We start from the raw sequence: 12,683 nt of genomic DNA on the forward strand, positions 1-12,683 counted from the left end.
GCGGAGCAGGATGCTGCACCGCTGCAGCGCTCTGATGTAGCGGCATGGATCCTGGGATCTGCGCCGCGTCGCTTCGCTCCTTGCTTCGCCCCAGGATGACGAAACGACGGGCGCCTCGGCCAATCTCCAAAGTGTACGATCCGCCGGCGCAAAAACCGTCCAAATGTCAACCTTCCGCGCCCGGGAACCTAATGCACCGCAGCGTACATGATCTTCTCCTCCGTCGCCTCGGCAGGCGAGAACTCCTCGACGATGCGGCCTTGCCGGCAGACCAGGATGCGGTCGGACAGGTTCATGATCTCCGGCAGGTAGGACGAGATGACGACGACGGCCAGGCCCTCGTCGGCCAGCCGGTTGATGATCTGGTGGATCTCGGCGATGGCGCCGACATCGACGCCGCGCGTCGGCTCGTCGAAGATGACGATGCGCGGCTTTTGCACCAGCCCCTTGCCGATCACCACCTTCTGCTGGTTGCCGCCGGAAAGCTCGATCACGCGCGCATTATCGTTGATCGCCTTGACGTTCAGCGTCCTGGTCCATTCGGCAGACAGCGCCCGCATCTCCTGCGCGTTGATTACCCAGCTCTTTGCCCGCCCCGCCGCCAAAAAGCCGCCGAACAGGTTCTCGGCGACGTCCATCGTCTCGAAAATCCCCTCGCTCTTGCGATCTTCGGTGACATAGACGATGCCGTCCGCCACCGCCTCGGTCGGCACGAGATAGCGGACCGGCCGGTCGTCCAGCTCGATGGTGCCGCCGCGCAGGAAATCGCGCTTGTAGATGCCGGAGACGATCTTGAATGTCTCGGTGCGGCCCGAGCCGATCAGCCCGAACACCCCTGTAATCTGGCCCTCGAAGATCGAGAAGGAATTGTTGCGCACGACATTGCTCATCGAGATGTCCTGTACCGACAGCACCTTCTTGCCGGCCTTGCGCAGCCTGGTCTCGTCGCGCTGGCTGTAGAGCTGCCCCGACAGCGTGCGCCCGACCATCGCCGCGACGATCCTGTCGCGATCGAAGGCGGCGGTATCGTCGGTGATCACCAGCTCGCCGTCGCGCAGGATGGTGATGCGGTCGGCGATATCAAGCGCCTCCTCGAGCGCATGGCTGATGAAGACGATCGACACGCCCCTTGCCTTAAGCCGGCGGATCAGCGCGAAGAAGTGCCGCTTTTCCTCTGGCGTCAGCGTCGCCGTCGGCTCGTCGAAGATGATGATCTCGGCATTGTGGTGGACGGCGCGCGCGATCTCGACCATCTGCCGCTTGGCGGCGCCCAGCGTCGCCACCATGGCATTGGGGTCGACGGGAAAATTCAGCGACTGCAGGAACTGCTGCGCCGAGATGTAGGTGCCGCGCAGCCGGTTGAGAAAGCGCTCCGTGCCGAGATAGAGGTTCTGCGCCACGGTCATCGACGGCACCAGGCTGGTTTCTTGGAACACCATGGCGATGCCGGCTTCAAGTGCCGCATGCGGCGAGGCGTAGGCGATCTCCTGCCCCTTGTGGAACATCGTTCCCGATGTCGCGTCGACGACGCCGGCGATGATCTTGGTCAGCGTCGATTTTCCCGCGCCATTCTCGCCGAGCAGCGCGTGGATCTCGCCCTTGCGCAGTTCGAAGCTGACATTCTTCACCGCGGGCACGCCGCGATAGGTCTTGGTCACGTTCTCCAGTCGGACGATCGGTTCCATCAGCGATGCCCTCCTGAAGTCAGATCGATGGCCAGCAGGCAATCGCCGCCTTTCGAGGCAATGAACAGGCGACCGTCTGTCTCCGCCACGCTGCAGATGCCGTGGCGCGTGCCGTTGGCGCGGCTGTGCAGGCTGAATTGCGGCCGCATCTCCCGATCGAGCCTGACCACCAGCCCGTAAGAGCGGCTCGGCGACCACGGCTTGTGGATGCCCATGGTGCGGATGCCGCCGCATTGCAGCGGCTCGAGGAAGCTGCGGTTGGAGGCGAGCGCCGGCGCGATCCAGTGTTGCGGCGACACTTGCGCCAGCATGTCGTTCCGATAGTGCGTTTCCTGCAGCACGAATTCGATCAGACGGTTGCGGGGCGCAAACAGCGCCAGCCAGGCACCGCCATCGGCGGCGGGCGACAGCCGCGCGGGATAGCCGGGCAGATGCGCCAGCACCGTCGAGCGGCTGCCTGTCGCGCCGTCGAAGCGGACGAGTTGGTGCCGCCAGCTCTCGCCGACCAGCACGTCCTTGCCGGTTGGATGCAGCCCGTAGGGAAAGGCGATGTCACCGGCGAGCTTGCGGAATTCGCTGCCTGCCGGATCGCGCTTCCACAGCGAACCCGACGCACCCTTCTTCATCAGATCGGCGGCCCATTCCGACGGCGCGTGTTCGGCCGAGCCATTGGCCAGCCAAAGCGTGCCGTCTTCCGCGTAGGCGAGTGCTGTGATGCAGCGGATCTCGGCCGGCAGGGCGGCCTCCTTGCCTGCAATCAGCAGCCTGCCGCTTTCGAGCCCGACCGTCAGTTCGCCGGCGGGCGAGCGCGCGAGCGCGGTGACGGCGGCCGGAAATGTCTCGACCAGAACAGGCGCGCCACCGGCGGCGAGCGCGTAGAGGGCATTGCCGCTGGACGCCAGCAGCCGGCCGTCGGCGACCAGCAGATTGTCGGGCTCGGGCAGTTCGGCGAAGGCCGCAACATCGTCCAGCAGCGTGTTCGGCCTGAAGGCACCGTCGAGCGGCGGGATGGTCACTGCCTTGCCGCGGAAGATGTCGAGGATCGGGTCCAGCATCATGGCTTGGCACCCCAGTAGGAAGCGGGGCTCGTCCAGTTCGGGTCGGCGTCGGCAATCCGATAGCGGCCGATGCGGTTGTTGAGGATGCCGCCGACGAACAGAAAACCCTTGTGCTCGCGCATCGAAGTCACCATCGGATGCGCGGCGCCCGACAGGTCGCCCATCGCCTCGACGATGCCGCCCTTCTCGTTGAATTTCACCACGCCACCGGTGTTGATGTTGGGGAACAGCCATTCGTCCTGCGGCAGCCGGCGCGTCATGCGCTTGCGCATGTCGGGATGGCGCAGCGACAGGTCGAAGCTCGGCGTGCGCATGCCGAGCCAGGCCATCCAGTAATTGCCGTCTGACGCTCGGTTGATGTTGTCGGGGTAGCCAGGCATGTCGCGGATGACGCATTCGGCAACGCCCGCCTTCGGCCCTTCCAGCCAGTAGCGGTGCACGCGGCAGGCCCAGCTTTCGGCGAAGAACAGCGACTTGCCGTCATGCGCCATGCACACGCCGTTGGTGTAACGGTAGCCGTCGAGCAATGTCTTGGTCGAACCGTCCGTCGGATCATAGACGAGCAGCCGCCCGGTGGCGCGGTTCTCGATCGAGTCCAGCGCCCAGTCGTGCGCGTCATAGCGCTTGGTGGAATCGGTGAAGTAGATGCGGCCGTCCGGCGCGATGTCGCAATCATTTGGGTCGCGCAGCCGCGCATCGTCGACGATCGAGGTCCAGGAGCGCGACGTTTCCGCCGAAAGCCGCTTCACCTCCCGCTCCGGTGAGACCGAATAGAGGCCCATCGCGCCGACGCAGCTGATCAGATTGCCTGTCTTGTCGAAGGCCAGGCCGAGCGGAAAGCCGCCAATATGCGCAAAGACCTCCGAACGTTTGTAGTCCGGCGCGAAGAAGCGGACGATCTCGCCATGCCTGGTGCCGCAATAGAGATTGTCGTCGCGGTCGAGGATGACGTCTTCCGGCCCTTCCAGCTCGCCGAGCCCGATATGGTCAGCCCCAGACAGCCGGTTGTCGAGCTCGTAAGGCGTGCCGGAGCCCGGTGCGGCCGACTGCGTTGCGCCCATTTTCAGATAGACCGGTGCGACATAGACCTCGTCCAGAACCTTGTGGCGGTTCTTCAGCCAGCGAATGTCGATGGTGACGGCGACGGCCAGCATGATGCCCAGCACCATCTGGTTGGTGCCGGTGCCATAGCCCAGCCGGATCAGCCCGTTGGTCATGGTCAGCACGATGATCGCGCCCATCAGCCCCTTGATCACCGAACCGCGGCCGCCGCCCAGGCTGACGCCGCCGACGACCGCCGCTGTCAGCGCCATGACCTCGAGGTTGAGGCCTGTGCCCGGCCCTGCCCCGCTCAGCCGGCAAGCGATGAGGAAGCCGCCGAGCGAGGCGCAGAAGCCGGAGAACACATAAGTCATGAACACGGTGCGGCGCACGCGGATGCCGGCATTGTGGGCCGAGCGCCGCGACCCGCCTACCGCCTGCACATGCCAGCCGGGCCGCGAGCGCGTCAGCGCGACGTGGGTAATGATGGCTAGGATAATCGCCGCCCACACCGCAACCGACAGGCCCCAGAAGGTATCGTCGCCGATGAAGTCCAGCACATCCGATGTGGCATCGGAAAGCTGGACGTCGGCGGCATAGGTGGTGACCAGTATGTCGAACAGCGCCCGCCCGAAGATAAAGGTGACCAGTGTCGTCAGGAAAGCGCGCAGCCTGAAATAGCCGATCAGGTAACCGTTGATCGCGCCGAACAGCAGGCCGGTGGCGATCGAGGCGGCCAGCGCCAGCCACACCGATTGTTCGAGGATGAAGAAGACGAAGACGGCGGAAAAGCAGGACAGCGCGAAGATCGAGCCGACCGAAAGGTCGATGCCGCCGCCAAGCATGACCACCGTCATGCCGGTGACGACCAGCGAGAACTCGCCGAGCTGGCGGGTCGATTCCTGTAGCGACATCGGCTTGAAGAAGCCGGGAATGATCGAACCGAACACGCCGAGCGTCGCCACCAGCGCCAGGAAGGGAATGGCGTTGTCGGTCCAGCGTTTGCTCAATATCTCGCCGACGAGATGGTCGGGCACGAGATTGTAGCGCCAGGACTGGAGGCGTTCGCGAAAGGACATCGGTTGCTGCTATTCGAGAGAAAAGGGAAAAAGGGGCCGGGCTATCCGCAGAACAATCGCCTCAGGTTTGCGCTGCCCCTCACCCTTACCCTCTCCCCGTATAGAGACGGGGAGAGGGGGTCGCCAGCGTTGGAGCGTATCCCTTCTCCCCGTCACTATACGGGGAGAAGGTGCCGGCAGGCGGATGAGGGGCAGCGCCAAGCTCAGGAAAGCCGGCCTACTTGGCCGCAGCTTGGGCTTGCAGTGCTTTCAAGTCCCAGCAGCTGTCCGGCTTGAGGTCGGCCTTGGTCGTCGCCTTCTCCAGCGTGTAGATATAGGTGTGCGAGGTGCCGGCCGGCTGGCCGCTCTGCAACAGGAATTTTATGACGGCGTTCATGTCACCCGACTGGCGGGCAAGGTCGGTCATCACCACCGCGCCATAGGTGCCGTCCTGCAGCTTGTCGCAGTCGGCGGTTTTCTCGCCGCCACCGGTGGTGACCAGGAACACCTTGCCCTCGAGCTTGGCATCGCGGATCGCAGCCGATGCGCCGGTCGCGTCACCATCCCAGAAATCGATGATGGCGCAGATGTCGGGGTTCTGCTGCAGCATTGTCGTCGTCACGTTGCGCGAGGTCGTCGCATCCCAGTTGGAGTCCGGCTTGGCCACGACCTTGAAGTCGGGGTTCTTGTCCAGCACCTTCATGATGCCGGCATACTGGTAGAGGCTCGATGAGTTGGCCTGGTCGCCCTGCACCAGCCCGATCTTCTTGGAGGAGTTCGGCCCACAACCCTTGATCGCCGCTTCGGCTTCCAGCTGGCCGAGCCGATCCCAGTCGCTGCCGACAAAGGCATCGGCCGGGAAGTTCGCCGGATTGTCAACCAAAAGCACATAGGTGCCGGCCGCCTGCGCCTTCTTCATCAGCTTGGCATAGGAGTTGAGGTCCGGCGAGTGGATGATCAGCACGTCCGGCCTCGCGTCCGACGAGATTGCGTCGGTTATCGCCTGCGCGCCGGCATCGACCACCCAGTTCGGATCACGCGTCTCGAACACGCCGCCCCAGGCCTCGACCTCCGTCTTCAGGTAATGCGCCCAGCCCTGTGCCAGGTCGAAGCCCATCGCCATCGGCACCAGCATCACACGCTTGCCCTTGAGCGCTTGCGAATAGGCGGCCGGACCCGGATCTTCTGCAGCGAAGCCCGGCGCCACGAAGGCGGAGACGGCAAGCGCTGCCGCGGCAGCCATAAATGTCCTGATGATTTTCATGTCACATCCTCTGGTTTGGTATGTCGTTCGCGGCCGGCCCCAACCGTTCGCGTCAGTCTAAATGTCGCCCTGCTGCGCGGTCTGCTCGTCGCGCGGATTGATGAACCCGTCGACGATGATCGCCGCCAGCAGGATCGCGGCCTTGATCAGGTTCTGATAGAGCAGCGGAATGTCGATGATGGTCATGGCGTTGAGCAGGATGCCGATCAGCGCGGCACCCACCAGCACGTTGCGCACCCCGCCCCGCCCGCCAGACAGACCGATGCCGCCGATCACCGCAACCAGCACGATGTCGTAGAGCAGCGTGGAATTGACGATGCGGGTGTTGATCGAATGCAGGCTGGCCGCAGTGAGCAGGCCGGCAACCAGCGAGACCAGGGCCGACAGCACGTAGCGCAGCACCAGCATCGGGCGCACTGGAATGCCGATATTGCGCGCCGCGACCGGGTTGTCGCCGGCGAAATAGACGTAGCGGCCCCATTTGGTGTAGCGCAGGAACAGGAAGAAGGCGAAAGCCAGCCCGGCGAAGACAAACACCTCGACCGGGATGTCGAGGAAACGCAGCCCGCCCAGAAGCTCGACCCAATGGCCGGGCGGCACCGGCACGGCGTCCTGCGTGATCAATTGTGAACGCACATAGCCGAAGACGAAGGACGCGGTCGCCAGCGTCACGAAGATCGCCGGGACCTCGGCGTAGGCGACCAGGATTCCGTTCAACAGCCCGATGGCGAGAACACCGGCGAGCACATAGGCGAAGGCCAGCCCGTCGGGCATCCCCGAATTCAGCAGTTGCAGATACCACGCGACCGACATCGCCATGATCGCCACCGCCGACAGGTCGATGCCCCTGCCGATGATGACGACCGCCATGCCGAGCGCCAATATGCCCAGCACCGAGACCGAGCGCACGATGGCAACGAGATTGTTCGAATTGATAAACCCGGGCAGTCCGATGGCGGCGGCAATGAACAGCACAACCGCGATGGCAAAGACAATGCCCTCCTGGTTAAGGCTTCTCCAGTTTAGCCAGCCGGTCGCGTTCATTGCCCGCTTTCACCCGCGATGGCTACGCCCTGCTCCCTCTGCGGCCATCGGAACGAAAGCTAATCGGCTCAAGACCAATTCGTCAAATGAATCCGCGCATTGCAGGCCGGCTTGCGAGGAAATTCCGCGCTTGGATGCACCGATTGGCGAGGCTGGCGCAATGCCGGGAACTCAAGCTGTTTTGCAATTGATCGCGCCGATCGAAGCGCCGGCAAAGGTTTGCTCCGGAACGAGCGAAGCAGGCATAATTTATGTCCGCGATTGCCGCTGGATTCCTGCGTCAAATCCGCAAAACATGGCCCGAGACCTCGGCGCCGGCAGCCTTCGGCAACGCCAGGAAGCGACACGAGGCGACGAGCCCGATTGCGCCGATCGCCACGAAGGCAAGTCGGAAGTCGACGAGATCGACCGCCGCAGCGCCCCTGGCGATCTGCGACAGGTTGAGCAGTGCCGCGGCGACCGCTACGCCGAACAGCATCGCCATCTGCTGCAGCATGCTGGACAACGTCGCCGCCGAGCTGCGCTGCGGTGAGGCCACATCGGCGAAGGCCAGTGTGTTGAGCGCGGCGAACTGCATCGAGCGCGAAAGGCCGGCGATCAGCATCAGCACCACCACCAACGCTTGCGGCGTCTGCGGCGAAAGCGCCGCGCAGGCCATGATCGATAAAGAGGCGATCACCCCGTTGACGATCAGCACCGAACGGAAGCCGAAGCGCCTCAGCATCGGCGTCGTCACCGCCTTCATGCCGAGATTGCCGAGGAAATAGGCCAGGATCATCATGCCCGCATCGACCGGGCTCAGGCCGAAGCCGACCTGGAACAAAAGCGGCAGCAGGAACGGCGTGGCGTTGATGGCGATGCGGAAGATCGTGCCGGCCGACAGCGTCGAGATGGCGAAGGTCTGCACCTTGAAAGCTGTGAGATCGAGCAGCGGATGGTTGGCGCGTTGCAGATGCCGCACCGCCAGCCAGCCGACCAAAATGCCCGTGCCGAGCAGTGCCACGGTCGGCAACACACCCTCTTCCGGATGCGCGATGCGCTCGAGGCCATAGAGCATCGCGGCGAGCCCCACCGAGGTCAGCAGGAAGCCCGGCCAGTCGAGCGGCTTGGCTCCGGCTTCGCGGTCGCCGGGAATGAAGCGGGCGACCAGTGCCAAACCGGCAACGCCAAGCGGGATGTTGATGAAGAAATTCCAGTGCCAGGAGAGATAAGTGGTGATGAAGCCGCCAAGCACCGGCCCGACCACCGGCGCAAACAGCGCCGGCCAGGTGATCAGCGCCGTGGCGTTGAGAAGCTCGGATTTCGGCGCGTTGCGCAATACCAGGATGCGGCCGACCGGCGTCATCAGCGCGCTGCCCAGGCCCTGAACCGCGCGCGCGGCGACGAACTCGGCCAGGTTCTGTGAGATGCCGCAAACGAGCGAGGCCAATGTGAACAGGGCGATCGCCACGAGGAAGATGTTGCGCGCGCCAAAACGGTCGGCAACCCAGCCGGACAGCGGCACGAACACCGCCATGGTCAGCATATAGACGGTGATGCCGATGCTCATCGCCACCGCCGGCACGCCGAAGGATTCTCCCATCTGCGGCAGCGACGTCGAGATGATGGTCGAATCCAGAAGCTGCATGAAGAAGGCGACGGCGACGATCAGCGCCACCCGCCGGGCTTGCCGCGCCGCCGGCGCGGTTTCGGGCAAGGCTTTGTTTTCGGGAATGGCGGTCATGCACAGAACTGTCCGAAGGGGAATTTTCACCCGCTCCATCGGCAACCGCACAATTGTCCGGCAAACCGATGACGCACCGGCTTCAACAGCATCTGGCCGGTGCCGTCCAGACCTGGTCCAACAAACTTTCGTGTGGCATCGCAGCCGGCCATGCGATGACCCGGCCCTGGCGCCGAACCGGCCTTTCACGATCCGCGATGATGCTTCGTGCCGCGGCCGGCGTGTCTCATGCGGCTTCGATCTTCTCCAGGAACAGGCTGAGCTGGTCCGGGTCCATGTGCACGACGTGCCTGTCTTCGGGATAGGCCAGGCTGTTCACATCGGCGACATATTCGGAAAAGGCGGCGATACGTTCGGCCTGCAGGCGATCGTATTCGGCGGCGAAATTGCGATAGACCTTGGAATGGCGCGGCATGTGGCCACGGTTCTGGCCGAGGATGTCGTCGGCGAACAGATACTGCGCGTCACAGCCGGTGCCCGCTCCCATCGACAGCATGATCAGCGACGTGCGTTCCGAAATCGCCTTGGCCACCTCGACCGGCACCACCTCGATCTCGGTGCCGATCGCGCCGGCGGCCTCCAGTTGCTTCACCGCTTCGAACACCTGCATGGCGGTGTCGGCGGTCTTGCCGACAGCCTTGAAGCCGCCGGTCCAGGTGGCGCGTGACGGGATGAGGCCGACATGGCCGATCACCGGAATGGCATCGTCGGCCATCCGCTTGATGGTGGCGTACCCGGCGCTGCAATAGACCGCATCGGCGCTGGCCTTGTAGAGCCGGAACGCCCAGCGGACGAAATCATCGGCGGTGCCGATTTCGAAGAAATTCTCGCCCGGCATGGTGAACAGGCTGGGTGCCGCATCGCGGTATTGCGGATTGAGTACCAGCTCCGGCGGCACCGAGACGATATCGACGCCGGCGCGTTCGGCGGCCTCGGCCTCGTCCATCGTCAGCACGCGCAGCATCGTCAGCTGCCGCTTGCCCTTCATGGCACGCAGATCTGCGACGGTCGGTCTTTTCCGGCTCATGGATTTTGGTCCCCTTTGCTACGTGACAGAAGGCCGGTCAGGCGATCTGGATCATCACCTTGCCAGCTTCGACCTTGACTGGATAGGTCGCGAGATTGACGCAAACGGGAGCGCCCTTCGCCTGCCCGGTCTTATAATTGAAGCGGCCATTGTGCTTGGGGCATTCGATGATGTCGTCCATCACAAGCCCATCGGCCAGATGCGCCTTCTCATGCGTACAAAACCCATCGGTGGCGAAGAATTCATCGTCCGGCGAACGGTAGATCGCGAAGGTGCGGCCGCCATGGTCGAAGCGGATGACATCTTCCTCTTCGACATCGTCCACGGCGCACGCTTCGACCCAATCGGCCATCTCTATCTCTCCTGAAATTTCTGCGTTGCGCTGGTGCGCAGTACCTACTCAGCCGCTGCCGACATGTTCACTTCGTGGAATTCGCCACGATAGGGCCGTGCGGTTGGCGGCAGTTCGCGCTTGAGGAAATAATCCTCGTATTTGAGCTGCCTGAGCAGGACAGGCCAGACCTCGCGATAGGCATGCCATATCGACGGGTTCGGCTCCGGCAGATCGTGCTTGATCAGTTCATGCAGCCTGGGCAGCGCGTGATAAGGCACCATCGGAAACATGTGGTGCTCGACGTGGTAGTTCATGTTCCAGTAGATGAACCGGCTGATCGGGTTCATGTACACGGTACGGGTGTTGAGCCGGTGATCGACGACATTGTCGGCCAGACCGATGTGCTGCAGCAGGCCGGTCATCACCATGTGCCAGGTGCCGTAAAGGCGCGGCACGCCGATAAGCACCACCGGCACCCACGACTGCAGGTAGAGGGCGAGTGCTATCGTGGCGATGTAGATGGCAATATGCCAGCGCGCCGCGATGACGGCCTTGTGCTGTTCCATCTCGGGAACGTAGCTTTTCTCGTCGGGCGTCAGCTTGCCGAACGCCTGGCGTACCAGTGCCGGAAGCGAATAGCGAAAATCGAGGATGCCGGTGAAAGCCAGCGCCGCACGCAAAAGGTCCGGCGGGCGCATCACGGCGATCTCGGCGTCGCGGCCGACGATGATGGTATCGGTGTGGTGACGGGCATGGCTCCAGCGCCAGGTCACCGGGTTGCGCATCAGCATGAAGCTGGCGATCTGGTAGACGACATCGTTCATCCAGCGCGTGCGGAAGGCAGTGCCATGGCCGCATTCGTGCCAGCGCGAGTCGCTGGACGAGCCGTAGAGCACGCCGTAGACGAAGAAGAACGGCACGCACAACCAGGTACCCCAGAAATAGATGGCGCCGGCGGCGGAGCCGAGGATGGCGACGATCCAGATGATCGTGTCGCGGATCGCCGGACCGTCTGAGCGCTGCATCAACTCCTTGATCGCCTTGCGGGGGACATCCGTGTGGTACCACTCCGCCGAGGCCAGTCCCGTCTCGATCGCCCTGCGCGTGCTTTCGCCGACCAGGCTGTAATCGCGCTTTACCGTGCCAGCCATTGTGACCTCCAATTCCCGATCGGCCGCGAACCCTCCCCGCTCCGGCCGGAACCAGCCTCCCAACTGGTGTCCCGTATCCTGTTCGCCATTATCACGACCTGCCTCCAAGAACAGGAAAACGGCCCGACGGCTGGGGATAATCCTGCTGCGGCTGCCTGGCGATTGCAGCGATCCGGCTTTCGGCGGCGGCGATCTCGCCGGCGCCGTCGAGGACCCGGAACGCCGCATCGTAGGAGCGGCTCTCGCCATGCTCCAGCCAGATCATCTCGCCGCGTTCGCGCGCCGCCAGATTGCCCAGCACATGATGCGTCGACGGCTCGATGCCCAGCGCGTACTGCCCGGCCTGGAAATTCTGCCATTCATAGGCGCAAGGCAACTGGTCCTTGCGCGTGACCACCTCGAAGCCAAGGCCGAGCCTGTCGTTGACCACCGCCACCGGGACTTCGCCGGTGCTGTCGGCGCCGAGTTCATGCTGCCAGACCTGTTCCTTGAATCCCGGTTGCGGCGCCGGCACCGTGCGGTAGCCGACCTTCTGCGCTTCATAGCGCTCGCCGGCATGCCCGGCCCAGACGACGTCGCGGATCGGCGCCAGGTAGCGCGATCCCTCGTCGAGCACCGGATGACTGACATTGATGTGGTAGAAATACATATGCGGCGTACGGTTGAAACCGTGATTGACGACACGGTCCGAAAGCCGGATCTCGTTGCCGCCGACATCGGCCTCGATCCGCCGCAGCAGGTGCAGATCCTCGCCGAATACAGTCGATTGCTGGACGATGCCTTCGGCCCACAACACGCAGCGGTCGCCGTCCCAGGTCTCGCCATAGCCGGTCAGCCGCGCTGGAATGGTGCTGACACGGCCGTGCAGCGAATGGCGTACCGTCTTCTTCGGCGGGTAGTTGTAGGTGTCGGCGGGTACCTCGTTCATGAACAATATATGGTCGAGGCCGCAGGTCAGCAGAAGGCCGGAAAACGACCGCGCCCACGCCAATCCCTCCTCGCCTTCATATTCGTGCAGGCCGGGATGGCGAAAACCGCTCGGCGAGTGCCAGCCGATCGCCTGGCCCCTGAAGTCGCAATCGGCGATATCGAGCGCCCGATCGACCAGCGCGGTGAAGCGCAGGCCGGAGCCGGTGCGGAATTCGAGCATGCGGATGCCGCGCTCGACGCCGTCGCCAAGCGTCATCAGCCGCACGCCGGCGAACTGCGACAGCATGCCCGAGCGTTCCGAGACCTGCCGGCGCGACAGCGTCTTGCCGTAAAGCTCTACCATGTGACGGCCAGTTCTTTCACTTTGC

10 protein-coding genes are annotated in these 12,683 nt (G+C 63.7%); all 10 read right to left on the minus strand.

The genetic code is table 11. From position 1 onward, the window contains the following. Positions 1-188: 188 nt before the first annotated feature. The gene (locus NKI41_RS29390; RefSeq protein ID WP_352686229.1) at positions 189-1,685 is read right to left on the minus strand and encodes a sugar ABC transporter ATP-binding protein; all 1,497 of its coding nucleotides are present in this window, start codon (positions 1,683-1,685) and stop codon (positions 189-191) included. Then, complete coding sequence (locus tag NKI41_RS29395; protein ID WP_352541106.1) at positions 1,685-2,743, minus strand: hypothetical protein; 1,059 nt, start codon at positions 2,741-2,743, stop codon at positions 1,685-1,687. Before NKI41_RS29395 ends, NKI41_RS29390 begins: the two co-directional genes overlap by 1 nt. Then, positions 2,740-4,863: an ABC transporter permease gene (locus tag NKI41_RS29400; protein WP_352686232.1), complete on the minus strand. Its 2,124-nt coding sequence runs from the start codon at positions 4,861-4,863 to the stop codon at positions 2,740-2,742. The genes NKI41_RS29395 and NKI41_RS29400 overlap by 4 nt, the downstream gene beginning before the upstream one ends. A gap of 217 nt (positions 4,864-5,080) precedes the next feature. After that, positions 5,081-6,106: a sugar ABC transporter substrate-binding protein gene (locus NKI41_RS29405; RefSeq protein ID WP_352571250.1), complete on the minus strand. Its 1,026-nt coding sequence runs from the start codon at positions 6,104-6,106 to the stop codon at positions 5,081-5,083. A 57-nt stretch (positions 6,107-6,163) separates the two neighbouring features. Then, on the minus strand, positions 6,164-7,150 hold the full coding sequence (locus tag NKI41_RS29410; protein ID WP_352452739.1) for an ABC transporter permease: 987 nt from the start codon (positions 7,148-7,150) through the stop codon (positions 6,164-6,166). A gap of 280 nt (positions 7,151-7,430) precedes the next feature. Further along, positions 7,431-8,873 (minus strand): DHA2 family efflux MFS transporter permease subunit, encoded by a 1,443-nt coding sequence (locus NKI41_RS29415; RefSeq protein ID WP_352686236.1) that lies wholly within the window; start codon positions 8,871-8,873, stop codon positions 7,431-7,433. Positions 8,874-9,099: 226 nt separating this feature from the next. Continuing rightward, on the minus strand, positions 9,100-9,900 hold the full coding sequence (locus tag NKI41_RS29420; protein ID WP_352686239.1) for a 3-methyl-2-oxobutanoate hydroxymethyltransferase: 801 nt from the start codon (positions 9,898-9,900) through the stop codon (positions 9,100-9,102). Positions 9,901-9,937: 37 nt separating this feature from the next. Beyond that, complete coding sequence (locus NKI41_RS29425; protein ID WP_023675786.1) at positions 9,938-10,252, minus strand: MocE family 2Fe-2S type ferredoxin; 315 nt, start codon at positions 10,250-10,252, stop codon at positions 9,938-9,940. 44 nt (positions 10,253-10,296) lie between these two features. Further along, a complete protein-coding gene (locus NKI41_RS29430; protein WP_352686242.1) occupies positions 10,297-11,385 on the minus strand; it encodes a fatty acid desaturase family protein in 1,089 nt (362 codons plus the stop codon). 91 nt (positions 11,386-11,476) lie between these two features. Further along, positions 11,477-12,658, minus strand: coding sequence for an aldose 1-epimerase family protein (locus NKI41_RS29435; RefSeq protein ID WP_352686245.1), 1,182 nt, complete (start codon positions 12,656-12,658; stop codon positions 11,477-11,479). Positions 12,659-12,683 lie beyond the last annotated feature (25 nt).

The organism is Mesorhizobium sp. M0601 (assembly GCF_040320845.1).
GTDB lineage: Bacteria > Pseudomonadota > Alphaproteobacteria > Rhizobiales > Rhizobiaceae > Mesorhizobium.